This is a genomic window from Termitidicoccus mucosus, from assembly GCF_038725785.1.
Classification (GTDB): domain Bacteria; phylum Verrucomicrobiota; class Verrucomicrobiia; order Opitutales; family Opitutaceae; genus Termitidicoccus; species Termitidicoccus mucosus.
In genome coordinates this window covers 4,686,117-4,711,926 of record NZ_CP109796.1, presented here as the reverse complement: position 1 = coordinate 4,711,926, position 25,810 = coordinate 4,686,117, and the positions used below count along the sequence as shown (strand labels likewise).

Here is a 25,810-nt window from a genome sequence, read left to right as displayed (position 1 = left end):
AGTCACGCACATCGTGCAATAATCAGCCAGCCGCATCCTTCTCCACAGCCTTCACTGTCAACATCGGCTTCTTGCCGGCAGGCGGTTTCGCTGCTGGTGTCGGTTCCGGAATTTTCGCGACAAGTCCATCTCGTATCGTTTTCCACGTTTTCAGTTTCATTGCCAAAAGCTCGGCACGGATTTCGTCCAAACTAATGACAACAGGTGCAGGCTTCTCACTTTGCCCGCTGATGGCTTCGGGCAATTTGCCGCTAAGCGTCTTGCGGAACTCCTCGCGCCCCGGCTGGAAGTAGTGCGTCATCACAATCGAAGCTGTGCGATGTCCGGTGACTTTTTGCACAATCTCCAAGGGCACGCCGGCAGTCAGCGCGAGCGTCACCCAACTCACGCGAAACGAGTGAAAATCACGGACGGACGCTTTGCGCAGGCCCACTTTGCGTTTCTGGTTCACGCAGCCTTTTTCCGAGGTTCCATCGCCATCCTCGCCGGAAAATCCGACTTCGCGCAGCACCCGCCGCACGCGGTCCGTAATCAGGTCGGGGTTGTTCTGATACTTGTCCGCCTGCTCGGGGAAAACATAGGGCGATTTTTCGTTTTTCTCCTGTCTGTCTTTTTGCGCCTGCGTCAGGACCTCGTGGAGCTGTGCGAAAATCGGAATCTGCACCAGTTCTCCCGTCTTGGATGTTTTGACCATGATGAACCGCGCCTCCAAATCGACGGACTCCCATTGCAGCAGGCAGCAATCGCCCCGGCGCATCGCCGTGCACATGCCGGTGATGATGATGGGGTGGATGAACGGATCGGTTTTCGCCGCGTCGGCAATATCCGCCAGCTCCTCCGCGCTGAACGGTTTTCTGAAAACCGTGTCCTCCTCAAGTGTCGGCAACCCCGCGAAAGGATTCTCCGCCATGCCCGCGTCTTTCTGCAAAGCACCGAAGCTGGAGCGCAAAAAAATGAGAATGTTATTGTAGGTTTTCGGAGCAATGCCGCGCTTCTGTTCGTCGGAAAAAAACGTCCGGGCCATATTACTGTGCACATCGTCCATCTCGCGAGCAGAGGGGTAATTGCTTTTGAGATAAGCGACAAACCGCGTCATCCAACTTTTCGCTTGGTCGACATACCGCGAACTCGGCTGACGTCGACGAGGAAGGGCCAACCAGCGCGCAAAAGCATCTGCCAGCGCAATCGACTGAATACGCTCCCCCGTGCGAATCTCGTGGACGGTCTGGATGAGCTCTTCCGCCGTGGTGCGGCGCTTCAATTCGAGCTGCCATTTCTCCAATTCCGCCTGCGCTTTCGCACGCGAGCGCTCAAATGTCATATCACCTTGCAACGAAAGCTTTTTCGGACGATTTCCGGCAATTTTCACACTGAGATTTTTGCAGAGCGCCTTGCCATTCACACTCGCGCGTCCATACCACCACCCGCTGTCTTTGCGTAATTCTAATGGCATAATAATTAATTGGTTAATGGTTGCAACTTTCAGAAACACAGGGTGACACCCAGCAACAAAAAGGCAAGTAAAAACCAAAGAAAGCACCAAAGAAATACATAAAAATTACATAACTATTTATAAATCAACATAATTTTGTCAGGCTCATAACCTGAAGGTTGTTGGTTCAAATCCAACCCCTGCACCCATTTTGAAACCCCCGGAAACTGCTCCCGGGGGTTTTGCCGAGTGGGTCCTGAGATTTCAAGGTCAAGGCCACCGGGCAGACCCGCACCTTCAAACTCCACATCGGCCCCGGCGATGCGGGCGACCCCGCCCTCACCCTCGCGCGCTGCCCAGCGAAGGCTGACACGAGGGGCTTCGGGCCCTCCTTGGTGTGCAGCCGCGCCTCGCCCGGCGTCATTTATATCTTTATAAACTCCAATTGCATGAACATTCCCAGAATGTCTTCCGAAAACCATGCCTCGGCTATCCTGCCGTTCGCAATGCGATAAATGCCCATGCCAATCCATTTGGCGTATTTACCGGTGGCCTTATGCCCCATGAAATCCCCCGTATTAATTCCTGAATTAGTAAAATACAGCACCACTTTATCGTTTTGCGCTATCACATCAATGATATCAAGGTGCATATCTGTAAAGGCACCGCCAACGGATGCCTGCAGCATCTTCTTATAGGTATCGCGTCCTGTCACATCGGGCGCGCCGGCGCTATGCCATTGCATATCCGGGGCCCATAATTCATCCACGGCACTGATGTCGCCTCTGTTGATCACTTGGTCGACAAAGCGCTTTACAAGCGCAACATTTTCCGGGGTGGGATCGGTTGCTTTGCTTGTTTTTTCGAGACACCCGCCAAGTGCCAGAAACAAAATTAAAAGAGACGCTGCTATGGAATATCTTGATTCGATCATATTTCCGACGTCCATAGTTGGGCCACGCGCAGGCCGCGAGGTTAACCGGCGTTCATCCGCGTTGTCAGGTGCGCCACCGAAGGAACGGGGTGTTGCGTTTTCATGATGTCGTGTTGATCGGAACGGTTGTTTTTCATCATTTTGCGGTCGCACCCGCCGTTTTCCCCGCGGATTCCGGCACGCCGTTTTTCTTGTTCTGGAGACGTCGCTGGAAACCGGGATAATAAATGTTCTCCGCCATCGCCCGCACCTAGCCCTGCCGGAAGGCATGCAACATAGGCTGCCCCTTGTGATGCAGTTTCAGCTTCGCCATGATCGCTTTGCCGTGCTGGTTCACCGTGCCCGGAGCGATGCCCGGTCGCGCCAAGCCCTGCATGAATACCACACGGCGGCCCTGGCCGCCTTCGACGACTGGATCAAGCCCGGCACCCGGGCCTTCGTGGTGCGCTTCCCCGCATCCCAGAGCATCCGGACCGCAGAGCGCGGCGGATAATGCGGTGCCGAACAGCCGGTGGTCCCATCCAGGAGAATTCCCCCATTGCAACCGCCATCGCAGCGCTGGCATGGGGCGAATCCCTGCTGCCGTCAACAGTGAGTCCCCCGGTGGCAGATGCAGCGATTGTGAATTATGGTGCGCGGCAATTCACCCAAAATAATCATGAATACGACAATCGTGACCGCGCCGAGCGCGCATGTGTATCCGGAAATAACTACATCACCGACATGGAGGGCGCGACTATCCTGGGGGTCAATTTTCGGGGGCTGTTTCACCGCACTGGCGTTGCATATTGTTCTCGGAATGCTCGGCATGAGCACAGGTATCGCCATCGCCAATCCCAAGCCCGGTCAGGGCGATTTGTCCGACATTTCGCTTGCGTTGGGGTTGGGGTGGTCGGTGGCGGCGCTGATTTCACTTTGGGCTGGAGGATGGATTGCGGGCCGGACGGCGCCGCGCGGCATTGGCAACAGCGGGGGAATCCACGGCTTGCTGGTCTGGTGCGTGGCCACCGTGGTGTCGGTGATTTTCGCCACGGGCGGCGGCGGCATGATGATCGGCGGCGCGATGCGTGCCGCGAGCGGCGGGATGGCGCGCGCTGTCGATGCGGTCGCGGCACAGGCAGGGCCGGCGGTGCGCGGCGGGGATTTTACGACGCCGGGCGGCTTGGTGAACGGATTTATCGAGGAAGCGGCGCGGCAGCCGGACGGCCGGGAGATTTCGCCGGGGGATTTGGCGCGGGCGCGGCGCGAAACGGGTGCGGCGCTCACTCGGTTTTTCACGCAAGAGGATGCATCGGCGCGCGATGCGCTTGTGTCTGCCGTCACGAGCTACAGCGGCAAATCGCGCGAGGAGGCGACCGCCGTGGTCCGGTCGTGGGAGGATGCCTATAATCGGGCGGTTGACGATGCGAAGGCCGCGGCGGCGCTTGGAGCGAAAAAAGCCGCCGTGGCTGCGATGTGGGCGTTTCTCGCTTTTTGCGTGGGCGCGTTTTTCGCCGCGTGGGGCGGGCGTTGCGGCGGCTTTCGCCATGCGAATCTCGAAGACGGGCCGGACGGGCGTCCGCCTGCGTCGCGGGCGGACGGCGTGCTCGGTGTCACTCCGGACATCTGAGGAGCCGCCCCGGGCACATTATAAACCGATGCAACACATCACCACTCAAGAAGGAGGATATTAATCATGCTATATTATGCCGTTATATTTCTGGTCATCGCGCTGATCGCGGCGGCGCTGGGTTTTCAAGGTGTCGCGGGCGTCGCCTATGGCGTGGCGAGGATTTTATTTTTTGTTTTTATAGTGTTGTTTATCATCGCGCTGATTGCCGGCGCATTCAGCACCGTGTGAGCGCGCGGCGCGCCATGGGGGCGGTCCCCCATCCGGCGAGCAGCATTGCGCCCCATTTCGACGCGACGCCGGACGGCTTATTGTCCTTCTGTGCAAACGATACCGCGGCATGCCGCCGCGAACGTTTAATATTCAAAACAGGAGACTGATCCCGTGAATACTCAGCAACTAAATATGAAAGGGAACTGGAACGTGGCCAAAGGCAAACTCAAGCAGGCTTACGCCTCGCTGACTGACGACGACCTGAAATATGTCGACGGACAGGAAGATGAACTTATCGGCCGCATCCAGAAACGGACAGGCGCCGAGCGGGACGAAATAGTAAGCGTCCTGCGCGACTGCGGCTGCTAGTGCCCGGTCATGACTAAAATGTCGCAAAGAAAAACTCCCAACGGGGTTTAGCCCTCCAGCCCAAGGGAGCCCGAGCAACGCGAGGGCTGCCTTGGGCTGGAGGATTTTGAATACGCACTCCCGACGGGATTGTGGCTTGATAATCGGCCCCCCAGGCAGGCTCCTGCGTCGTTAACCCGGGGCTGGAAAATTTGGCCTGAAGGGAACAATCTTCCGGGACGGTCGGCGGCGGTTATTTTTGTCACTTTCTTTGGCTTGCTGACGCTACCGCTTGCCCGTGGATTTTCTTTGTTTGCGGCCGGAGCCGCTTTTCTTGCCTCCGCCACTGAGTTTATTCACCGTGGCCCAAGCGCGCCGCTTGGCCTCCTTTTTCCTGACACCGCGTTCCTCGTATCCTTTTTCGATATGTTTGGCTTGGCGTATCTGTTTGCCTGTGTAAGCCGATTTGTCTCCTTGTGGCATAAGGTTCCTTTCTGTTTATCGTTTTCCACTCCATAGGATGGTTTTTGTTTTCGTGCGCTGAAAACGCGCTTGTATATTAAACCAAGGCGCGTCGCGGTGCAATGGATAAAATAATACCCTGGCGCGGCGGGCATGCGTTAAACGGCATTGCAGCTCGTGACCCATTGTATGGCATAACGGATGAGGTCCGCGCCCCGCTTTAGCCCGAGTTTGATTTTCATGTGTTCGCGGTGGGAGTCGATTGTCTTGATGCTCAGGTTGAGTTTGGCGGCGATGTCGCGGGTGCCATATCCGGTGCCTATCAGACAAAACACTTCGAGTTCGCGGTCGCTCAACGAGTGAATTGAAAAAGAGGCGCTGGACCTCCCGTTTATCATCAGGCCGCCAAGGATGCGCTCCTTCATCTTGTCGCTGACATAGAGTTCGCCTCGCAGAACCTTGCGCACCGCGACGGCGATTTTTTCAGCGGCCTCCGCCTTCATGACATATCCGTGGGCGCCGGCGCGCACGCACCGCTCGGCATACAACTCCTCGTCGTGCATCGATATGATCAGCACGCGCATGCGGGGAATCATGGTGTGAAGGTTTTTGGTCAGTTCGATGCCGTTCGGCGCCTTCAGCGAGATGTCGACCAAGGCGAGATCGGGCACGGTCTTTAGCATGGCGGCAAGCGCGGCGGGCGCCGAATCAGCTTCGCCGCATATTTCGAGTGACGGGTCGCCGCTCAACATGGCGATGATGCCTTTGCGTGTGACGGGGTGGTCGTCCACGATGAAAATGCGATGTTTTGGGCATGTCGACAATGGCGCTGCTTTCGCCGGCGCGAGGGCGGTATCGTTTTCATTTTTTATCGCGGTCATAATATATGCATAGTTTTGCGCTGTGGTGCGGAATGATTTGAAACGCTTTCAACGCTGGCACCGCATAATCGTAAATATCCATAACCTTTCCCATGACGGCACATGCAGACACTGTGCCCGCCAGGCATCCCAAAGCCTCGCCTGCCAACGGGTGCAAAGTATCTGGACCAACAGATATCGAGTCTTCGGAGCATCACAACCGGAAGCGATAATTCGCAATAATTTGACAAACCAAACAAAAGGCCCGGGCGCATTGCGCAACAAGAACCAAACGTTACTTTGCGACATGAGACGACTCTGGCGCCACCACGGGCTTGGCTGTGTCATCGGTGTGCTTTTTCTTGTGACGTTCGGCTTTGGCCAGATTTTATCAGGGTGGCGTTCGTATAATGAGCGCCGTTCCGAGAATTCCGAAGCCCCTGTCACTTTGCGGCAATATATGCGGAGTGCCCATTTTGTGGAGGCGACGGCTGAAAATTGGGAGAGCGAGTTTTTCCAGATGTTTGTATACGTATATATCACCTCATTTCTTTTCCAGCGCGGGTCGGCGGAGTCCAACGATCCGGACAAACCACGCCCGAAGCGGGCAGTGACTGCGCAATCGCCCTGGCCGGTGCGGCGCGGCGGGCTGTGGCGGGCGCTTTACGGCCGTTCGCTATCGCTCGCGTTTGCGCTGCTGTTTTTCGCGAGCTTCGCGGCGCATTGCCTGAGCAGCGCGCAGCTCGAAAACGAAGAGCGCGCGCGGCATGGGCTGGGGGCGCTGGGCGTTTTCGAGTACATCGCGGGCGCGCAATTTTGGTTCGAATCGTTTCAGAACTGGCAGAGCGAATTTCTCGCGATAGGCGCGATGGTGTGGTTGAGCATATTTCTGCGGGAAAAAAATTCGCCGGAGTCGAAGGATTTGGAGGCGCCGCATCGCGAAACCGGAAAATAGATTCCGGTCGTGGCGCCGCGCATTATCGGGATTCGGATGAAGGGGCTTCGACAGACGAGGCGGCCAGCGGTTCCAGCGATTCTTCCGCAGGCCCGGCCAGCACTTCGCCTGTGGCGCGAAATCTCGAACCGAGGCAGGGACAATCCCATGTCTTTTCCGCCTCGTTCCATCTCACCGTGCAGCCCATGTGCGGACACACCGCGGAACAGACGGTCAGCGTTCCGTCCTGCGCGCGATATGCCGCGACGCGCCTCCGTCCCATCTGGAAAACACGCCCGTTCTCGCGCGGAAGCGAATTGAACGATCCCTGGTCGCCCTTGGAAAACCAATCGTGGATCAGATGCAGCGGATAGTCTTTGTTCTCGGAAAAATAGGTCCACGCGTCGCCAATCAATTTTTTGCGGTGAATGTCGAACAGCTTGCTCCACCGGTTTTCGCGTCCCTGCGCGGCATCGAGCGCCATCGTGGCGGCGAGCGTTCCGAAAGTCATGCCGTTGCCGCCGAAGCCAGTGGCGACAAATTGTTCTTTGTCCACCGGGCCGATGTAGGGCAGTCCGTCGATTGTCTCGACCACTTGTCCGGACCACCGGTGCGTGATTTCGCCAGCCGGCATCAGCGAAGACAAGCGGCGTTCCAATGCGTGATAACGCGCCTCCGTGCTCGAAACCTGTCCTGTTTTATGATCTTGCCCGCCGTAGATTGCGCAGGCCGTTTGCGGGTCGCCGGCGTCGTCGATGCGCAAATAGCCGTAAGGATCGTCGGTGTCCCAAAAGATTCCGTCCGGAATATTTTCGCGGCGAAATCGCCCGCGGATGGCGTAACTCGTGTAATGGCTCAGCTTGCTCTGAAACAGCAACGCGCCCGCCCCGCTTGCCGATCCGCGCAGCGGCGTATGCGTGGCGATTACCAGAAAACGCCCCCGCACGGTGAAGTCGCCCGCGGTCACGGTGAGCGGATCGGTCGAAACCGTGTCCGCATTTGTGTTTTCGAAAATGCAACTGCCATCGCCCCGAATCTTCGAGAGCAACGCTGCCAGATATTTGCGCGGATGAAATTTCGCCTGCCCCGAAAAGCGAATGCCTGGCGTCGCGAAAAGGGGAACGCGCCCGACGGATTCGACGGGGATGCCGAGCTGTTTTGCGGCCTCCGCTTCGAGTTGCAACTCCGAGACGGCCCCGGCGAGCGCTCCATCGTCACTGCGAGCGGGCGCGTGCAGATAACCGTTTTGCAGACTGAAATCGCATTTGATGTTTTCCCTTGCAACGACGTCCGCGATCAACGCCACGGCGCTCATGCCCGCATCCCAAACGGTGCGCGCTGCGGCTTCGCCGAAATCGGAGATGAGAGTGTGAAGACGCATGTCGGTGACGGCCGTCAGATGCGCGCTTGTGTGGCCCGTGTCGCCTTCCGCGCATCGCCCGCGCTCCAAGAGCGCCACGCTCATCCCGGCGCGCTTGAACAGATAGGCGGCGGTGATTCCCGTCAAACCGCCTCCAATGACAATCGCATCGACCGACACGTCCCGCACGAGCGGCGGAAACCCGGGCAGCGGCACCGATGCGAACCAATAAGGAGTCGTGTCCATCGACAGATAGTCCGCGCGACTCACGTTTCTCGCAATCGGTGCAAACCGCCATTCCGGCATGGATGAATTCCCCTAATTCGATATTCGGCCGCGCTGGTGGCGAAGCAAATTTGCCCTCGCCCGAAAAGCCGTAAATTCCCCCTGTTGCGCCGCGGCAAAGTGGCTGCCTTGTCGCCGTGAATCCCCGGTAACCATCAACTTCTCCTTCCCCTGCGCGCGATCTGGCAAGGTTCCATCAGCGTCGGCCTCGTCAGCATCCCGGTCGGCAGTCATGGGCGAAAAACAACCGGCCCCGTGCAGCCGTGGGAAAATTCCCTGAGAACACGAACAGGGTATCGCCCCATTTCAACAACGCCGGGTCTGGGTGACATTGCCCCCGCGATCTCGGGCGCCAAACGCCGGAGGACGCTCATCCAAGAAAATAAAAGAAGAAACTCACTAAAATACTCACAATCCAACCTGGAGACGCCCATGACAACGACGGACACATTACACGACCTCTATATCGAACAGCTTCGCGATCTCTATAACGCCGAAAACCAACTTCTGAAAGCATTGCCCGAAATGGCGAAGGCCGCCTATGATCCCTCGCTCAAGGAGGGGATTACCACCCACCTCGAACAGACCAAAGAGCACGTGCGGCGCCTCGAAAACATTTTCGAGAATCACGACGAATCGCCGAAAGGCAAAACCTGCAAGGCGATGGAAGGCCTCATCGCTGAGGGCAGGGAAAATATCTCGGAACACGAAGACCTCGCCGTGCGCGATGCCGGCCTCATCGCCGATGCCCAGCGCATCGAGCACTATGAAATCGCCGGCTACGGTTGCGTGCGCACATTCGCCGGCATCCTGGGCCACGACCGCGACATGGTCGTCTTGCAACAAACCCTCGATGAAGAGGGCGAAACCGACAAGGAACTCACCGCCATCGCCGGCCGCCTCAATTTCGTGGCGCAGGAAGGCGGCGAGGACGACAAATAACATTCCCCAAGTGCACCGGCGCATTCGCCGAACCCACGCCCAGGCACGAAGAGACGACGTGCGGGGAAACACCGGCAATGCGCGCGAAGCGCAACGACAACGGCATAATATGAGCACCATCGAACGGACTGACTCCGGGCCAGCCGCGCCCGGGAATAATCGGAAACTCAGATTTGCCGTTGTCGGCTTGGGCCACATCGCCCAAAATGCCGTGCTGCCCGCCTTCAAGCGCACGAGCAACGCCGAGGTCGCAGCCCTTGTTTCCAGCGACCCGGAAAAGCTCCGCGTGCTTTCGCGCGAATACGGAGCCGAAAAAACGTATCCCTATAAAAAATACGGCGAGTGCCTCGCGGACCGCGCCATCGATGCTGTCTTCATTGCCCTTCCCAACGACCAACACCACGAATACAGCATCCGCGCGGCAAAGGCCGGCAAGCACATCCTCTGTGAAAAACCCCTCGCGGACACGGAGCGAAACGCCCAGCGCATCGTGCGCGCCGCGGCCGCCGCCGGCGTGACCTTGATGACTGCTTACAGGCTGCATTTCGAACCGGCGACGCTCGATACGGTGCGACGGGTTCGTTCGGGTGAAATCGGCGATCCACGCCTGTTTACCGCGAGTTTCAGCTTTCAGTTGACCGACGCGCAAAACATCCGCTTGAGCGACAGGCACGGCGGCGGTCCGTTGCTCGACATCGGCATCTACTGCCTGAACGCGGCGCGCAGCGTCATGGGCGCCGAGCCCGTCGAGGTTGCCGCGTTTCTGGACAGCAGTGGGGACAAGCGTTTTCGCGAGGTGGAGGAGTCCGCCGTCGTGATCCTGCGTTTTCCGCGCGGGCGGCTCGCGGCGTTTGCCGTGAGTTTCGGCTCGTCCGACACGGGGCGTTTCCAAATCGTCGGCACAAAAGGCAACATCGTGCTCGATCCGGCGTTTGAATACAGCGGAGGCCTGCGCCAGACAGCGACCATTGAGGACAAGTCGAAGTCCAAGACTTTTCCGCATGTGGACCAATTTGCCGGGGAGATCGAAGCCTTTGTGGAATGCGTGACCAAAAATCGAAAGCCCGAAGCCTCCGGAGAGGAGGGCGTGGCCGACATGCGCGTGCTCGATGCGATTCAAAAATCCGGGCGCACGGGACGCGCCGTGAAAATCACCCCCGTGCGCGGCGCCGCTCGCGCGCCCGACCGGAAATACGAACGGCGCAAAAAGCCGGGCAAAAAACCGAAGACCGTATCCGTCCATTCGCCGCATGATTAAGGGCGTGTTTTTGGGAGCGCTGTTTGAAATAATGAAATCCTCAAAGAGAGCGCCGCAGGGAAGGGGGCTGCCTCCCGCTGCCCGCCGCGCAACGCGCGGGCCGCTTCTGCCTTTGGGTGTGCAAAAGATCTCATACCATTTCGTGCGCCTCTCCGCAAAAAGGCGAATCGCGTTGCGATGCGGCTGGCGGCCGGCGGCGCGCCGGTGCATGACGTTCTCGGTGGACTGAAGCCCGGCGATGGCGTATATTGCGAAGGACTTCTTTCATTCGCGCCTCTCGTGGTCGAAATTTCTTTATGAACAAACCGATTCCCAAAAATACGATCTGCCTTTGGTTCAATAAAGACGCTCTGGACGCGGCGCGTTTTTATGCAGCGACATTCCCCGATAGCAAAGTGACCGCGGCACACCACGCGCCGGGCGACTACCCGTCGGGTCAAGCGGGCGATATCCTTACGGTGGAATTCACCGTCCTCGGCATTCCCTGCCTCGGCCTGAACGGCGGGCCGGATTTCACGCACAGCGAGGCCTTTTCCTTTCAGGTCGCGACCGACACACAGGAGGAAACCGACCGCTATTGGAATGCGATCGTCGGTAACGGCGGCCAGGAAAGCGACTGCGGCTGGTGCAAAGATCGCTGGGGGATTTCCTGGCAGATCACTCCCCGCGTCCTCACCAGCGCGGTAGCCGCGGGCGGCGCGGAGGGCAGGCGCGCCTTCGAAGCGATGATGGAAATGAAGAAAATCGATATCGCGAAAATCGAGGCAGCGCGTCGCGGGTAAACCCGGTTCTCCCCTGATCGAGCGCGGGTATCAAGGAGGAGGCCAAAATGCACCACTCTGGCGCGCTGTAAAATCGCTGGGCCATCCAGTCGCCTGAGAAGTAATCCGCATCCGTTGGCACCCTAGGACCGGATGCCGCCACCGAGCGGGCGGACGTGGGGGTTTGATTCGGCGGTGGCGGTCGGCAATAGTGCGGACGACGGGGCACCGGGGTGCTCAGCGCGCCCCCAGCAGTTCCTTCGCGTAGTCGAGATTCTGCCGCACCGTCGCGTCGCCGGGACGTCGGCGCAGCACTTCCTCGTAGGTCTCCACCGCCTCGCGCACGCGCCCGGTCACGAGCTGGCAGTTGCCGAGATTGTTGAGCGCCTGCACATGCGCGGGATCGAGCTGGATCGCCTTGCGGTAGGCGTCCATCGCATCGGCAAACCGTTCCTGTTTCGCGAATCCGTTGCCCAGCGCATACCATGCCTCGGCGAGTTTCGGATCGAGCCGAAGCGCCTCGCGATAGCACGACTCGGCTCCCGCATCGCCTCGCCGCGCGAGGCAGTTGCCCAGCGCGAGGTGGGCCGCCGCCATGCCCGGCTTGAGCCGCACGGCGGCGCGAAACTCCGCCTCGGCCTCGCGGCGCGCGCCGCTTTTTTCCAACACCAAACCCATCTGATAATGCGCCTCCGCCAGCCCCGGTTCCGCCGCCAGCGCCTCGCGCAGCAACGCCGCGCCCTCCGCCTCGCGTCCGTCGGCAACGAGCAATGCCGCCAGGTTCACCCGCGCATCCTGCGCCGCCGGGTCGCCGGCCAGAGCCGAGCGGTAGTGCTCCATCGCCTCCGCCGTCCGGCCCGAGTCGGCGAGCAGCTTGCCGAGATTCACGCACGCGTCCGTGTTGCCGGGCTCGGCCGCCAGCGCCGCGCGGAAATGATGCTCGGCCTGCCGGACCGCCTCGGCGCGCAGAGCGGCGGCGTCCGGCGGCGTCCCGTTTCCCCTCTCTGCCGCGACGGCATCGAGCGCGGCACGCGGATCAAGCATCAACGCCACGCCAAGGTTGAAATGGGCAAACGCATGATTCGGCCGCAACGCGATCGCCCGGCGAAACTGCTCCGCCGCCTCCGCCGTCCGCCCTTCCGCCGAGAGCGCCGCCCCGAGGTTGTTGCGCGCGCGCGGATTGTCCGGACGTTTTTCCACCGTGTCCGACCAAAGCGACACCGCCGTGCGATACACCGCGTTTCGCGCCACCGTCACCGCGCCCAACGCCGCTGCCGCGCACACCAGCGCCGCCCAGAGCAAAGGCCGAAAGGCTGAGGGACTGAAGGGCTGAAAAGCCTTGGGAATCGCATTGTTGCCGCCGCCGCGTTGCGCCCCCATGCCGCAAACCCACGCCAGTACCCGCCATGCTCCCGCGCACGCCAGCGCCACCACCGCAGCCAGCGCCAGATACATGCGATGCTCCGCCACGGTCTGCGTCGACACCGGCACGAAACTCGAGCTCGGCGCGAGCATCAGGAAAAACCACGCGCCCAGAAATCCCGCCGCGTGATTCCGCCACAACGCCCGCAGCGTCCCCGCCGCCAGCGCACACAACAACAGCGCCTGCCACCACACCGCGCCCGGCCCCGCCGCGACCGGCGTGCCATGATCGAACACCAGCGACGCCGGCCAGCAAGCCAGCCCCAGATAACGCACAATCGCCCCGCACTGCGTGAGCAAATAGCCCCATGCGCCGATCTCCGAGCCGAGCCCCGCCGAACCGCCGCGACCGGTGTTGGACAACACCAGCGCGCCCAGCAGCAGCCATGTCGCCGCCAGCCCGCCATAAAGCCGCCAGCGCCGCCGCCAGGCCTCGCGAAACGATCCCGCAAAAAACGCCCGGTCCAGCAACAGCGCGACCAACGGCGCCGTGACCACCGTCTCTTTCGTCCCCATGCCCAGCGCGCACGCCGTCACCGCCAGCGCGCCCCACCAGCGCGCCCCGCGCGCCGCCGCACGGTCCGCCAGCCCATGGGTCTGCGTGGCATGGGCGACTCGCCCATGCTGACGACGCTCCGCGTCGCAATCCCACGGGCGGGTCGCCCGTGCCACCCGATCTGCCGAATCCCCCGTCTCCGCCGCCCGGATGAAGCAATACAACGTGAGCAAATAAAACAACCCCGCCAGCGACTCCGCCCGCTGCGCCACATAGGTGACCGCCGCGGTCTGCAATGGATGCAGCGCCCACAGCAACGCCATCGCAAACGCCAGCCCAGCCGCGCCGGCTTCGGAAAGCCGTTCACCGTAGGACGCGCACCAGCCCCGTAGCGCAGGCATCCTGCCTGCCGTCGAAAATTCTTGGCGCGAAGCGCCGCTGATCTTTTTCCAAAAAACAAATGCCGCGCTTCGCGCGATCGCCCTCGGACGGCAGGCAGGGATGCCTGCGCTACGGCCCGGCTCCTCCGCGCTGTCGCGCTCCGCCCTCGCGGCAGGCGTGCCGCTTCGTTCGGAACCGCACTGCGACAACACCCGCCGCGCCACGCCAAACAAAACCAGCGCCGCCGCCGCGTGGATGAGCATGTTGCCCAGATGATATCCCCGCACATCCAGTCCGCCCAACGCATAATTCACCGCGAAGGAAAGATTCAACACCGGCCGGCCGCTCACGGTCTCGCCCATCTCTGCCGGTGGATTCAGCCAGCGCAGCGACCAAAAATCACGGATGCTCGCATTGGTGACGATCGATTCCCCGTCATCCAGCACAAACGGCGCGCGCAGCGTGTTTGCCCAAGCCACGCAAACCGCAATCACCAAAACCACGACTAAAAATCCATGCCATCGCCCATGCCCGTGATCGTTCCTCCCCGGTGATGCATCCGGTGCAACCAGTCCGGGCGCCGCATCCGCGTCTGTCCTCTTCCGCTTCCGGCCTGCGCGTTGTTTGCTCATGTCGTCCTTTTGGAAATAAGACCAAGAGTCCCTTTGATTTTAGACCAATATCAATTCCGAACGAAATTTATATTTGGTAGGGCGAGGCGTCCTCGCCGAGCCGCGGCTCGGCCGGAGGTTTCGCCCTGCCTTGATGAGTCTATAAAGGGTTCGGAGATGGTATAAATGCAAAGTCACGCTGGTAGGATAGCTCTCCCCCAATGTTTGCGATGCCGGCTGGCAATGCAATCCGACAAAAAGCCCCCTCCCGATGGAGGGGGCTTTGCTTGATAACCCCTGATCTGACAATAACCTCACGTAACAGAATCAGAAATCAAACGTAGCCGTCAGGATGAACTGGCGGGAATCCACAATACGGTAGGCATAGGGCTTGCCATCGAAAGCCACACGGATGGGCTTCAGCTCACCATCTTGGAAGACATCCGCCACGTTGAGTTGTATCTTCATGCGCACCTTGTCGTTGAAGATCTTACGGGTGTAGGCGATCCAGAGATCGGTGTACCACATTGCATCATCATAGATGGGGTCACTGACATCTGATATGTCCAGAAGCGTCCCGTTTGCTCCCGATGCCTTGCCACGATAACCAATTATGGCTTTGCTCGCATAGCGTTGCGCACCGCCGACTGACCAGCCCTTCAACGCACCACGGTCAAACATGTAATTGGTAAGCACGCTGAAGTTATACTTGCGCTGCCCCGCGACCTGCTGGCCCTGAAGATCACGCTCAAGGGCATAATAGGGATAATACAAGGCATTCCAGTAACCTTCCACCGTTGTCGATCCATCTTGAGCAGTCGAGTTCACGGGAGTTGAGGTTGCCCCGGAAGCGACCTCGTAATTGGTGCTATGCCAGAAGTCCACAATGTTGCCTTTCCTTTCAGTATTATACAACGTATAATTATCGATGCCGCCAAGCGATTGCAATGTGGCCGTTCCCACGGCATTCAAATAGTCCTCTGCCTTGGCATTTTGCCATACCGGCTCGCGCATAGCAATCCATGCGTCAACCTCCTTGAGAACATTGTTGTTTTTAGTTTCGACCTTGGCGCCGGTCACCTTGATGGTCCAGTTTGGCAATGGATTATAACTAATGGCTAATTCAACACCCTTTGCCTTTGTCGATTTGGTTGAACCCAGAGTGCCGCCCAAATGATCATAATAATTATAATCATTGTTAAGACCCCATTTTTCCCCCACCCACTGCTGCATCTCACGCATCGCATCGGAGTCATTAGTAAACTGTAACCTCCAATCGGGAAGCGAGGGATTGCCACCTTGGTTGAGCATCCAAATGTGTTCCAGCCAGCCGCGGAAAGCGGTGGTGTCAACATGCCACCAGAGCCTTTGGATTGCGTTGTTTGAACCGGAAGCCGCAGGCGAGTTCTCATTGGTGGACTCGAACCAGTTGAGACGGGCAAAAAGCTTATTTTTGAAGAGCGAGAACTGGATGCCATAATCCTTTCCTTCGCCTTGGGGTTTCCCAAGCTTGCTGCCGAAGAAATCGACATAGGAAGTCGTAGGTGCGTCAAAATTATCCGACTTGTTGTAACTGAACCCGAGATTTTCTACAAATTCCCAGAAGAGATTGTCACCGGAACGTTTGGCAATGGGTTCCCAATGCAGGAAAGGCTTTACAACCGCCCCGACAGTATTGGTTGTTCCACTCACCCTAGCCCAGTCATTCCAGAGCTTGAACACCTCATCCAGTTGATACACACCATCCACCCAATACTTCATGTCCCACTCAATGGCTTCTTTGGCTGTCAACCCCGCGGGTCTGGCGTTGGCATCGCGGGTACTATGAGTGCGGTTGATGTCACGGCGAATACCAGCGGTGGCAATGATTCTGTCCTCCCATAAATAGGCTGTCCATCCCGCGCTGTAAGAGGTGAGCTTGCGCGCTGATTTTCCAGTGCCGGCGTAGTGTGGATTCCAAATCATAGTCGCATCCAGATTTCTGTACTGACTGGCGTTGTAATCATAGACCGTGACCTGTCCACTGATTGGGTCGTTGCCGGATGGATAAAAGGGCCCCGAGGATTGGTTGACGCTGTATCCATCGTCGGAAAGATAAAAAAGAGCATAGCTCTGATTGCCCTCCAGTCTCCATCCCGGCACGTCGGGACTGGCCATGTAGCGGGTTTTGATCATTTGATCGCCGTCAACAAATTGCAGGCGTCTGCGAATGGTGGTTCTCTCGTAATCCATATAGGATGCCAAGCCGAGGATCTGGTGATGCCCGAGCCATTTGGTCCAGCCCTTGTTTTTGGTAAAGTCGGGCGTGAATGCGAGCATTGCGCGATACTGGTCAACCGCCTGGGAATCCTCAATACGGTCAGGGTCATCGGTGCCCCGCACATAAGGTCTTCCATAGAATGGATTTGGGTTGCCCTCCGAATCATATATGTTGGTGTCCACATAGAGAGTGGCACCGTCCAGCGATCCCACATTATACAATTGCATGGAGTCAAAATCCTGACGAAACCAGCCAGCGCTGAAAGTCAGCAGGTTGGGGAGTATTTCCTGCTCAAGCTCAATATTGTAATTAGTGTTCCGCTGCCAGCCGACATGCATGTTAAGGATATTGACATGCTCCCAGTCATAAACGGATTTGTCCGTCACGCCGGGGTAGCGCTTGGTGAGATAATTCGGGTCGGGCGGGACAACCGTCATGGAATTGAGATCGGACCTTGTCTCATACGTGTCATAAACGTCCGTCCACGTCGGATTACCCCAAACATAATTGGGGTCCCCGGCGACTGTGCTTAATGTGTTTACAGTCGTGGCAGTATTATAACCGGTGCTTCCATTTGGTACTATATCATACCGAAGCCGGGGATTATTTCCCTGCGTGGGATGGAACCAACGCTGCAAACCTCCGTCGGCAACCTTCATCATCGTCCGCCCGGAGCTTTGGAAGCCCAATCCCTGAACAAAAAGGATTGAATTCACATTGGTGATGGCGCCCGTGCCGAAAATGCTGATGCCATTGTATTGGGTTTGGGCGGGATTCCAGAGGTTCGCGTCATAGCCGGGAAGTGTTGCTATGAAATTTCTGAGATCATTCGCCATGTATGAATTCTCGCTGCCCACAACCATGGAAACCACCTCTCCTGTATCCAGCTTGGTGACTTTATGAGTCTTCGAATCATACACGGGGCGACCAGCCTTGAGCCACTCGGTTACACCGTCAACAGGGGTGACCGAGTTGGGGCGGCGATTGTCATTGTCATAGCCTTCAATGCTGGCAGTGATCTTGGTTTTTTTAAAAGGCTTGTAAGTGATGGCGCCATATTGGCGGCGCGTAATATCGTAGGAGGGCTTTCGCTCGAACTGTTGGTCGTTATACAAAAACGCACCATAGATAGCGAGTTTGTCGTCGATCAGGTTTTTATTGAAAGAAAAGCTGGCGCGTGCCGAGCCGCGGTCATCAACGCGAACCTGCACCTGTCCAGTATTTTTGTTTATCAGGGCTTGGGCGGTGCTTTGGTTGACAATGCCCGCCGGACTTCCCATGCCGAAGAGCATGGAGTTAGGGCCACGGCTGATTTCAAACGACGCTGCGTTGTAGGAATCGAACGGTATTTGAGAGATCGTCGAGTAGTAATTTAGCGAAAAACTGGGGGAGCCAAGCCCTCGAACGCGGTTGGCGGTGGTGTTTGTGCTGGCGGTCGTATTGCCGCCATTATTTATACCGGCAATCGCATCAGCCACACCGTTGCCACGGGAGGTCAACGCCTCCGGCGTGTAAGTAGAAGAACCCTCCGTGCCGAGTTCATAGCGGAAGAGGTCATTCACATCCAGCGATGCCGTGTCCTCCATCTGCTGCTTGGTGACGACCGAAATAGCCGCGCCCAAATCCGAGATGTTGGTCCTCATGCGGCTGCCCGCGAGCGTGTTTTCGGCGAAGTAGCCTTTTTCTCTGGTGGCATCCACCTCGAAAGGTGAAAGCATGATCACTTCGTCGCTTGTGGGAAGGGCGGGAGTGGTGACTACGGGCGGCGGGGGTGCCGCCGTGCCGGGATCGGCATCGTCATTCCTGACGGCCTGGGCTAACACGGATGATGCCGCGAGGGCGACGAAGGACGCGCCGCCGATCATCCGAACGAGAGCATGATGCTTGCGCTTGGAGTTCATAGTGTAGGTAGGTAGGGTGTTGCGGTTAGGGTGAGGGGATGGGAAAACGCAGACTTTTTTAGGCGGTCTGCGCCGTTTGATGACAACTGCCTAGCTCCATGTTTTGCCGCGTTCTAGTCTGTTGAATTATTACAGTAAGATTCACTGAGCCCTTATAATCGTCCGTTTCGTAAATATTCTGTCATGCCTGCCGCGTCGGGCTTTTTTCAAAAATCATTGGCTTGGGTGCAGCGCGTAGCTCAGGCATCCTTGCCTGCCGTCGAATATTTTTATCGAGCAAAGTGCGGCCTTCTTTTTCTGGAAAGAGAATCAGCGGCGCTGCGCGCCTTTGGTTTTGACGGCAGGCAGGATGCCTGCGCTACGCGCGCTGCCGCGTTAATATGTGATCATGCCAAACAGCCAGCCATATCCCCGCCGACAGCCCACAGGCTGCGGGCGCATATCATTTTCGGCGGCGACGACACAATCACTGTCAACAAATTTTCGGCCCGCCCCGCGGACCGGCTGCACAACTATGCGCGGCTTTCCGGCGGATTGCACAAATCCTCGTAGGCATGGGCAAACGCCCCCACCAGCAGCGGCAGCACAAAATACGCGCCGACAATCAGGGCCAGCATCCCTACCATGTAAAGCAGCATGCAAAGAAACGACAGCCCCAGCAGACGCCAGAACTGCGCGGACACCACTTTCCTGCTCACCTTCATCGCATCCCGGTGACCCAGGTTTTTATCCAGGATCAGAGGGAACGCAAAAGCCCAAACGAGCGAAAGATACATCGTGGCCAGCATGCCGGCCAATAACAGCGCCCCGCCGGCAATGGCCACCGGCATCGATTCCGCCAGCGCGCCGGCCAGCAGCGCGCCATAGCCCGGGATTATGATGGCGAAGCTGATGCCACACATGATCAACCCGGCAAAAAACAACGGTTTCGTCATCCGGGAAAAACCGATAAAAATATCCCCGATCTGACGCTGCTGTCCGCGCATTTTGCCCAGATAATAATAATACAGCCCGCCCATGAAGAGGCCCGTGAGGAAAAGCGCGCCCAGCGGCACCGCGCCCATCAGCAACATCGCCGCCAGGGTGACCCCGAGAATCGGCCAGAAATCCGACTTGTAAAACGCCCACGAGCGCGAAAGGCAGCTTGTGATATTGAGCGGCGCGGCCCTCGCGATCAAATCGGCGGCATACGCGTCGGCATCGATTTCCACCGCCGCCGGCTGCGGCCCGGCCGGCCGCGCCGGAACAGCGGCGGGCAGCGACGGCGGCATGGCGGCCGGGGCCAACTCCGGGAAATCTCCGAGCGTCTTCCACTCCTGCTCGTTCACGCGCCGCGCCCGTGTGCGGGGCGTCGCGCGGCCCTCCGCCATCCATGACCGCACGGTCCGGGCGTCCGCCGGTCCGTATTCCAATCCGTCGCTTCCCACGATAAAAAACATGCCGCGCATCATGCGCGGCCTGCTCCGGTCTCGCAACTCATTTTACAAGGCAGGCTTGCGCCGGTGGCACGTTCGCGGCGCCCGCGGGCAGGCGTTTCCCGGTGTCTCCATGATTGCGGTTGCGGGGCGATCCGCTTTTTTCGCTCCTCATGGCATCCGCACCCGAATGGCTCACGCTCACCGGCGCCCGTCTGCGCAACCTGCGCGGCTTCGACCTGCATCTCCCGCTCGGCCGCCTCATCATGGTCGCGGGCCCCAGCGGCGCGGGAAAATCGACGCTTTTCCGCGACCTCCTGCATCCCGCCGTGTCGCACGCCATCAAGACCGGCGCGCCAAAACTCGCCGGCCCCGCCTTTGTCAAGGCCACCGGCTTCGCGGACGAGTCGCTGGCGGAGCCAGAAATAACAAGGGACAAGGATCAAGTAACAAGAAAGACGGTGGCGGCGCGCCGGGGCGCCAAACCGCCCTCCCCTCCCCCGCCCTTCGATCTCCTGCTCAACGGCCACGTGTTTCGCTCCGTCATCGAGGTGGACCAGTCGCCCATCGGCAAAACCCCGCGCTCCACGCCGGCCACCTATCTCGGCATCTTCGACCAGATCCGCCAGTTTTTCGCCAGCCTGCCCGAGTCGAAAATCCGCGGCTACACGGCCTCCCGCTATTCCTTCAACACCGCCGGCGGGCGCTGCGAGGCCTGCGCGGGCGCGGGCCGCATCAAACTCGAAATGGCCTTCATGCCCGACACCTACCTGCCCTGCGACGACTGCCGCGGCACTCGCTACGCGCCCGAGCTTTCCGACATCACCTGGAAGGGCAAAAACATCGGCCAGGTGCTCCAGCTCACCTTTGAGGAGGCCGCCGCCTTTTTCGACTTTCACAATCATCTCTCGCAAACCTGCCGCCTCATGGTCGATTGCGGTCTCGGCTATCTCACGCTCGGCCAGTCCTCGCCCACCCTCAGCGGCGGCGAGGCCCAGCGCCTGAAGCTCGTCACCGAACTCTCGCAGGGCCTTGCGACCGTCAAGGAACGCTCGCGCGGGGAACTTCCCAGAAACCTCTATCTCCTCGAGGAACCCACCATCGGCCTGCACCTGAGCGACTGCGAAAAGCTCATCCACGTGCTGCACTCGCTCGTCGACCAAGGCCACACCGTCGTCGTGATCGAACACCACCTCGATCTCCTCGCCGAGGCCGACTACATCATCGAACTCGGTCCCGACGGCGGCCCGGCGGGCGGCGAACTGCTCTACCAAGGGCCGCTCCCAGGCCTGTTGCAGGTGAAAAACTCCCCCACCGCGCCCTATCTGCGCGCCAAGCTGGGAAGTATAAAACAAACCGCACCATCTATCTTGAACAGAAAAAAACAAAGGGCACCAAGAAAACCATAATATAAAATGTTTTCTTCGTTTTTCTTTGTTTCCTTCTGTTCAATAAAACCGAATTATTAAAATAGGCACGAGAAAAGAAATTCGATTTTGCGCCTTTTCGTGGCTGTTAAAATCGAACCATCTATTTAACCACGGATTACACGGATGAGCACGGATAAAACCAACGGTGTCCCAAATCTTTCCCTTATCCGTGATTAAATAAAAACGAACCATTTATCTCACACCAAGGCACCAAGACACAAAGGAATGAAGTATAACCCGGCACTTTGTGCCTTGGTGTGAGATAAAGAACTATTTCTTTTTCCGGCTCACCGACCATGCGGCATTGTCCGGCGACACTTTGATCAGGATCTGGCCATGCGGCCAGTCCTTGACGCGCGGGGCGATGCGGGCGGAAACGGCGCCGTCGGGTGAAACCTCGGTTTGCACGCCGGCCCTTGAGGGCGGCACATCCAGAAGACGCATGTTGCGGTTTTTCAGCCCGGTGATTTCCGCGGGCGAAACGGCCGTGTCGTGCGGAACGAGCACGGTGACAAAACGCCGCACGCCCCCGGGCGGCAGGAGACCTTTCGCAAAGACGGCGTAATTCTGCTCGCCCATCAGCTTCGGCTGAAACTGCGCGCCGTATTCCACGCCCGCCTCCGGATGAAACCATACCAGCAGGCTTTTTTCCGGGTCGGTCTCCGACGGGGCGGAAAACCAATTCAACCCGGACACCGGCGGCGCGGCCAGTTGCCACACCGGGCCGCCGGCCATGCGGCCCTGGTGTTTGTCCGCCGTGTATTCATCCACCACGAGCATGATGCCCTCACGGGTGAGCACGATGCGCCGCGTCCAGAGCGCGCCCGCGGCATATACGTTTTCGTAGGTCAACGCGCCGAAGCTGTCGCCGTCCTTCTGCGCGGCGGCGCTCGCGACGAGGTGTCCGCCCTGCTGCCCGTCGAGATAGATGCTGCGCGGGTGGAGGTCGTTTATTTCAAGCGCGATGGGCAGGCGCAGCAAGGTGGCGTCGGGGGTGCGCACCTGATAATCGAGCTCGACGCGCGGGAATGTTTTGGCGATGTCCACCGGCTCGGGCCTGGGGGCAAACACGAGGTCGAGCCGGCCCGGCGGGCAGACCACGCGCAGGACGTTGCGCGGCGCGGTGGCGGCGGTCTTGCGGCCTATCAGGTTACAAACTCCCGGGCGCGTGTCGGGCACGAGGGTCAGCCATTTTTCCCACTCGGAGCGCGGCACCACGCGTCCCGGTTTTCCCCTCGTGCCGGGCGCGTAATGCACGACGGTCATGTCTTCCGGGAGGGTGTTGAAGTCCGCGATCATCCGCGAGCCGTCCATGCCCGCGAGACGGAAGTCGGAAACAACAAACTCCAGCGTGCCGTCGGGTCCGGCGGGCGCGACCGGGCGGTATTCGCGATACCACGCCATGCCGGGATCGAAGGACAATGTCCCCAGGCTGTGGCTCCCCGCCGCCTCCGCCTCCAGCATTTCCTTTTCCGGGATGGCGAGGAAGCGTAATACTATTTTCCGCAGCTCCACGGTGTCGTGCGCGCCGGTGTAGCTGGACATGTTGATCCATGAGTAACCGAGGCCGCGCGCGACATCGCTCATCGCCTGCTGGGTGTATTCGGCGGGCTCGCCGCCAAGGCGCTTCCACGCGGCGGTGTCAACGATGTCGCGGATGGGGGTGATTTGCGCGGACCCCGCCAGCCAGCGGCCGGGCGTGAGGCCGCGCGTGGTGGCGAAGGGAAATTGCGCCGTCTCGTCGGCCACGACGAAGGTGTTGGCGCAACCGGCCCATTTTATCCAGCCGGGGCGGCGCAGCAGCATCACGCCGTCCGCCTCGTAATGATACACCTCGCCGCGCGTGTCCTCGTGCCCGTGATGATGGGTTTCCGTGCGGTCCATCGCATAAAATCCGGCGTAAGGGCGGGCGGGCGCGTCGGGGCTGGAGAGGAGGAGACGATCCGGCGCAGGGTGACCGGTGGCGGCGAAAAGCGGCTGGATTTCGGCGAGCGGGCGGGCGGGCGACGGGCTCACGCCGGCGGCGGCGAGTTTTTCGGTGGCATGCTTCACGAAGCGCTCCAGCCGGGCGAAGCCTTTGCGGCTTGACGGCGTGGCGCGGAGCGCGCGCTGGGCGGCGCCGAGGAGCGAACCGTCGCCGGTGATTTCCGCCGCGCGGGCAAGCCCCTCGATGTAGGCGCTCTGGTCGGCGCCGTCGCCGGGGTCGCCGGGCGTCCAGGCCAGGCCGCTGGCGCTCACGTGGTCGCGCAGGCGCGCATACATGGCGCGCGCGACCGGGCCGCGCAAATCCGCCTCGCGTCCGAGCGCGAGGCCGAGTTCGAGCAGCGGCGGGAACCACGGCTCGACGTAGCCGGGCTCGTAAGCGTCGCCGAGGGTCAGCCAGTCGTCGAAGACGGCGTTCGCGTAGGCCTTCCACACGGCGGCCTCGGGCGCGGCGGGAAACAGTTTCGCCGCGTAGATGGCGCCGAGCGCGAAATGGAAGGAGCGGTTGTTCGGCGCGCGCTCGCGGGGCCGGACATTTTCGCGCGCCACCGGCTCGATGCCTGTCCGGACATCGGCCGGCAGCTCGCCGCGCGCGGCGAGTGTCTCCGCGGCGGAGAACAGGAAGCGCCACACAAAAAAATCGTGCCGGGCGAGGGCGCGGGGATTGCGGCGGCTGTGTGGGCTGAAAGTATTGCTGTCCGCGACATCCGGGGCGGGCGCGTCGCGGTATTCCCTTGCCAGGATGCGCAGGCGGGCGACGGCCTCGGCGGTTTTTTCCTGGGTGTTTTCCTCGGCGGCGAGGGCGGCGTTTTCGAGGAAAAAGCGGAGCTGCGTCTTTTTATATTCGTTTTCCAGAGCCGGCTCGTCCGCCGCGTGCGCGGCGACTGGTGCGAGGGCCAGCGCGGCAGCGGCCAGCAGGAACAGGGAGAGGGTGTTTGTTTTTATCAACATGCGAGGAAGGAAAATCTTTTGGCGGGGTTTGAAATAATGGCGGAGGATGTAGAGCGTTGCGGACCGGAAGGTTTAATATTTTTTGATGGATAATGATATTATTGCCTGCTTCGCATCCTTTGGGGTTAATTCATTGGCTTATTATTTTTAGACAGAATGAACGGAATTTAATAAAATGGACAGAATGGATTATTTATTCTGTTGATTTATTTAAATTCCGTTCATTCTGTCTAAATAAACGTTCGTTTGGTTTAATTCAGGCTTTTGATGATGGCATCGAATTCGTCGGCCTCGGCGGGGGTGAGGTTTTCGTCCACCCAGATGGCCAGCCCGCGCGGGTCGAGTTTGCGCGCCAGCTCGGCGGCCTCGTTTTTCGGCGTGATGACAAGCACCGGTTTCCCCGCCTCCTGCAAGCCGCGCAGCATGTCGAGTTTCGCGAGGGCGGAGGGCGTGCCCGCGCCCGGCGAGTATTGCACGGTGTGAATCCAGTCCTGCCGCCCAAGCGTCCCCGCGTGGCGGGCGGCCTGCGGGCCGTCGAGATGAAAACAAATCCGCCCGGCATGCTCCGCCTGACGCCGGAGCGAGGGCAGGCAGATTTCCGCAAAATCGTCGGGGCCGACCAGCGCGGTGAAATCGCACGTGGGCACCACGTAGGCCTCGTCCGACCAGGGGCTCATCTGGTTGAGATAGCCCGCGCCGCGTTCGAGGATGGTGTCGAGGATTTGATCATACATGGGCGCCCACGCGTCGGCGATCTGCATCGCGGAGGCTTTCACGGCCTCGCGGGCGTCGTCCATGATGTCCATGCAAAGCAGCGTGGGGCTGCGCATGTTGACGAGCACGTCGATCGCGCCACCCATGTCGGGCAGGCAGACGAGGTAGCGCCCGCGCGCGCCCTCGGCAGCGCGGGCAAGCAGGGCGAGGACGAGGCGGAACCATTTGTTGTCCGGGTCGAATTGGAACACCGGCGGCGGCGACCAGCTTTCGATGGTCGGCGTGTTCCAGGCGGTTTGCTCCTCCTCGGAAAGGTGGAGCGGCGCGCCGAGAAACGCGGCGGGAGCCTCGGGACCGATATCGACGCGCACCCACGGCAGCAATTCGCCGAGGCGGCGGGTGTTTTCGACCTGGCCGACGAGGGCGCGCAGCCACGCCTCGGGGTCGTCGAAGAAGCGGAAGCCGCGGCCCCAGTAGCCGTCGTCGCGCAGGCGCGACGCGGCGAGCATGAGCGGGCGGTCGGCGCGAAAATGCCACCAGTCCTCCCATCGCGCGGCGATTTCGGAAAACGCGGGGCAATATTCGAGCGGCTGGCGGCGGACGGCGGAAAGCAGGGTTTTCCAGCGGGCGTGGCGGGTGGCGGCGGGCATGGTTTTTATTTAACAGAAGGTAACAAAGGAAACAAAGAAGTCTTTTTATTATATTGGTTTCCCCGACTCCTTGTTTGCTTCTATTCAAAATAATGATTCGGTTTTTATCTCACACAAAGGCACGAAGGCACAAAGCGCCGGGTTATAATTCATTCCTTTGTGCCTTCGTGCCTTTGTGTGAGATAAATGGTTCGGTTT

At 59.5% G+C, this 25,810-nt stretch carries 19 protein-coding genes; 9 read left to right on the top strand and 10 right to left on the bottom strand.

The genetic code is table 11. The annotated features are described in order from the left end of the window. Window positions 1-22: 22 nt before the first annotated feature. The 3 genes from OH491_RS16390 to OH491_RS16380 all read right to left on the bottom strand — a co-directional run bounded on the left by OH491_RS16390 (window position 23) and on the right by OH491_RS16380 (window position 2,931). Window positions 23-1,492 carry a site-specific integrase gene (locus OH491_RS16390; protein WP_334319327.1) on the bottom strand — a complete coding sequence of 490 codons (1,470 nt, stop codon included), beginning with the start codon at window positions 1,490-1,492 and terminating at the stop codon, window positions 23-25. A 364-nt stretch (window positions 1,493-1,856) separates the two neighbouring features. After that, window positions 1,857-2,366, bottom strand: coding sequence for an ester cyclase (locus OH491_RS16385; RefSeq protein ID WP_334319328.1), 510 nt, complete (start codon window positions 2,364-2,366; stop codon window positions 1,857-1,859). Window positions 2,367-2,616: 250 nt separating this feature from the next. Continuing rightward, complete coding sequence (locus OH491_RS16380; RefSeq protein WP_145928806.1) at window positions 2,617-2,931, bottom strand: hypothetical protein; 315 nt, start codon at window positions 2,929-2,931, stop codon at window positions 2,617-2,619. A 93-nt stretch (window positions 2,932-3,024) separates the two neighbouring features. On the opposite strand from OH491_RS16380, the gene OH491_RS16375 reads away from it, so the two are divergent. From OH491_RS16375 to OH491_RS16365, 3 genes are all read left to right on the top strand, one after another. Continuing rightward, entirely contained in the window at window positions 3,025-3,975 is a 951-nt protein-coding gene (locus OH491_RS16375) for a hypothetical protein (RefSeq protein ID WP_342750592.1), read from the top strand. Window positions 3,976-4,041: 66 nt separating this feature from the next. Continuing rightward, on the top strand, window positions 4,042-4,206 hold the full coding sequence (locus OH491_RS16370; protein ID WP_068770504.1) for a DUF1328 domain-containing protein: 165 nt from the start codon (window positions 4,042-4,044) through the stop codon (window positions 4,204-4,206). Window positions 4,207-4,380: 174 nt separating this feature from the next. Next, window positions 4,381-4,557, top strand: a complete 177-nt coding sequence (locus OH491_RS16365) for a CsbD family protein (RefSeq protein WP_068770505.1) — start codon at window positions 4,381-4,383, stop codon at window positions 4,555-4,557. A 599-nt stretch (window positions 4,558-5,156) separates the two neighbouring features. On the opposite strand, the gene OH491_RS16360 is transcribed toward OH491_RS16365, so the two are convergent. Continuing rightward, window positions 5,157-5,789 (bottom strand): response regulator transcription factor, encoded by a 633-nt coding sequence (locus OH491_RS16360; RefSeq protein ID WP_334319330.1) that lies wholly within the window; start codon window positions 5,787-5,789, stop codon window positions 5,157-5,159. A gap of 313 nt (window positions 5,790-6,102) precedes the next feature. Between OH491_RS16360 and OH491_RS16355 the strand changes: the two genes are divergently transcribed. Continuing rightward, window positions 6,103-6,813 carry a DUF6766 family protein gene (locus OH491_RS16355; protein WP_334319331.1) on the top strand — a complete coding sequence of 237 codons (711 nt, stop codon included), beginning with the start codon at window positions 6,103-6,105 and terminating at the stop codon, window positions 6,811-6,813. 22 nt (window positions 6,814-6,835) lie between these two features. On the opposite strand, the gene OH491_RS16350 is transcribed toward OH491_RS16355, so the two are convergent. Continuing rightward, window positions 6,836-8,398: an FAD-dependent oxidoreductase gene (locus OH491_RS16350; protein WP_068771112.1), complete on the bottom strand. Its 1,563-nt coding sequence runs from the start codon at window positions 8,396-8,398 to the stop codon at window positions 6,836-6,838. Window positions 8,399-8,869: 471 nt separating this feature from the next. On the opposite strand from OH491_RS16350, the gene OH491_RS16345 reads away from it, so the two are divergent. The 3 genes from OH491_RS16345 to OH491_RS16335 all read left to right on the top strand — a co-directional run bounded on the left by OH491_RS16345 (window position 8,870) and on the right by OH491_RS16335 (window position 11,419). After that, window positions 8,870-9,379, top strand: a complete 510-nt coding sequence (locus OH491_RS16345; protein WP_068770509.1) for a ferritin-like domain-containing protein — start codon at window positions 8,870-8,872, stop codon at window positions 9,377-9,379. 109 nt (window positions 9,380-9,488) lie between these two features. Then, window positions 9,489-10,637 carry a Gfo/Idh/MocA family protein gene (locus tag OH491_RS16340; RefSeq protein ID WP_068771113.1) on the top strand — a complete coding sequence of 383 codons (1,149 nt, stop codon included), beginning with the start codon at window positions 9,489-9,491 and terminating at the stop codon, window positions 10,635-10,637. Between the two features lie 296 nt (window positions 10,638-10,933). Further along, a complete protein-coding gene (locus tag OH491_RS16335) occupies window positions 10,934-11,419 on the top strand; it encodes a VOC family protein (RefSeq protein ID WP_068770510.1) in 486 nt (161 codons plus the stop codon). A 216-nt stretch (window positions 11,420-11,635) separates the two neighbouring features. Here the strand turns inward: OH491_RS16335 and OH491_RS16330 are convergent, their stop codons facing one another. Both OH491_RS16330 and OH491_RS16325 read right to left on the bottom strand, forming a co-directional pair. Further along, complete coding sequence (locus OH491_RS16330; RefSeq protein ID WP_342750591.1) at window positions 11,636-14,176, bottom strand: tetratricopeptide repeat protein; 2,541 nt, start codon at window positions 14,174-14,176, stop codon at window positions 11,636-11,638. Between the two features lie 459 nt (window positions 14,177-14,635). After that, the gene (locus OH491_RS16325) at window positions 14,636-18,469 is read right to left on the bottom strand and encodes a TonB-dependent receptor plug domain-containing protein (RefSeq protein ID WP_084442206.1); all 3,834 of its coding nucleotides are present in this window, start codon (window positions 18,467-18,469) and stop codon (window positions 14,636-14,638) included. Between the two features lie 183 nt (window positions 18,470-18,652). Between OH491_RS16325 and OH491_RS16320 the strand changes: the two genes are divergently transcribed. Then, a complete protein-coding gene (locus OH491_RS16320) occupies window positions 18,653-19,021 on the top strand; it encodes a hypothetical protein (protein ID WP_145928807.1) in 369 nt (122 codons plus the stop codon). Here the strand turns inward: OH491_RS16320 and OH491_RS16315 are convergent. Further along, complete coding sequence (locus OH491_RS16315) at window positions 18,982-19,797, bottom strand: glycerophosphoryl diester phosphodiesterase membrane domain-containing protein (RefSeq protein WP_334319334.1); 816 nt, start codon at window positions 19,795-19,797, stop codon at window positions 18,982-18,984. The genes OH491_RS16320 and OH491_RS16315 overlap by 40 nt on opposite strands. Window positions 19,798-20,057: 260 nt before the next feature. Between OH491_RS16315 and OH491_RS16310 the strand changes: the two genes are divergently transcribed. Continuing rightward, a complete protein-coding gene (locus tag OH491_RS16310) occupies window positions 20,058-21,293 on the top strand; it encodes a hypothetical protein (RefSeq protein WP_334319335.1) in 1,236 nt (411 codons plus the stop codon). Window positions 21,294-21,584: 291 nt separating this feature from the next. Here OH491_RS16310 and OH491_RS16305 read toward each other — a convergent pair whose 3' ends face one another. Together OH491_RS16305 and OH491_RS16300 are read right to left on the bottom strand one after the other, a co-directional pair. After that, window positions 21,585-24,248, bottom strand: coding sequence for a hypothetical protein (locus OH491_RS16305; RefSeq protein ID WP_068770514.1), 2,664 nt, complete (start codon window positions 24,246-24,248; stop codon window positions 21,585-21,587). 251 nt (window positions 24,249-24,499) lie between these two features. After that, on the bottom strand, window positions 24,500-25,612 hold the full coding sequence (locus OH491_RS16300) for a hypothetical protein (RefSeq protein WP_068770515.1): 1,113 nt from the start codon (window positions 25,610-25,612) through the stop codon (window positions 24,500-24,502). Between the last annotated feature and the right edge of the window lie 198 nt (window positions 25,613-25,810).

Excerpts from the sequence above, each read along its gene's own strand:
- OH491_RS16345 (WP_068770509.1), top strand. The coding sequence starts at position 8,870 with ATGACAACGACGGACACATTACACGACCTCTATATCGAACAGCTTCGC.
- OH491_RS16310 (WP_334319335.1), top strand. The coding sequence starts at position 20,058 with ATGGCATCCGCACCCGAATGGCTCACGCTCACCGGCGCCCGTCTGCGC.
- OH491_RS16350 (WP_068771112.1), bottom strand. The coding sequence starts at position 8,398 with ATGGACACGACTCCTTATTGGTTCGCATCGGTGCCGCTGCCCGGGTTT.
- OH491_RS16370 (WP_068770504.1), top strand. The coding sequence starts at position 4,042 with ATGCTATATTATGCCGTTATATTTCTGGTCATCGCGCTGATCGCGGCG.
- OH491_RS16365 (WP_068770505.1), top strand. The coding sequence starts at position 4,381 with ATGAAAGGGAACTGGAACGTGGCCAAAGGCAAACTCAAGCAGGCTTAC.
- OH491_RS16325 (WP_084442206.1), bottom strand. The coding sequence starts at position 18,469 with ATGAACTCCAAGCGCAAGCATCATGCTCTCGTTCGGATGATCGGCGGC.
- OH491_RS16305 (WP_068770514.1), bottom strand. The coding sequence starts at position 24,248 with ATGTTGATAAAAACAAACACCCTCTCCCTGTTCCTGCTGGCCGCTGCC.
- OH491_RS16300 (WP_068770515.1), bottom strand. The coding sequence starts at position 25,612 with ATGCCCGCCGCCACCCGCCACGCCCGCTGGAAAACCCTGCTTTCCGCC.
- OH491_RS16375 (WP_342750592.1), top strand. The coding sequence starts at position 3,025 with ATGAATACGACAATCGTGACCGCGCCGAGCGCGCATGTGTATCCGGAA.
- OH491_RS16380 (WP_145928806.1), bottom strand. The coding sequence starts at position 2,931 with ATGCCAGCGCTGCGATGGCGGTTGCAATGGGGGAATTCTCCTGGATGG.
- OH491_RS16340 (WP_068771113.1), top strand. The coding sequence starts at position 9,489 with ATGAGCACCATCGAACGGACTGACTCCGGGCCAGCCGCGCCCGGGAAT.
- OH491_RS16320 (WP_145928807.1), top strand. The coding sequence starts at position 18,653 with ATGCCTGCCGCGTCGGGCTTTTTTCAAAAATCATTGGCTTGGGTGCAG.
- OH491_RS16385 (WP_334319328.1), bottom strand. The coding sequence starts at position 2,366 with ATGATCGAATCAAGATATTCCATAGCAGCGTCTCTTTTAATTTTGTTT.
- OH491_RS16335 (WP_068770510.1), top strand. The coding sequence starts at position 10,934 with ATGAACAAACCGATTCCCAAAAATACGATCTGCCTTTGGTTCAATAAA.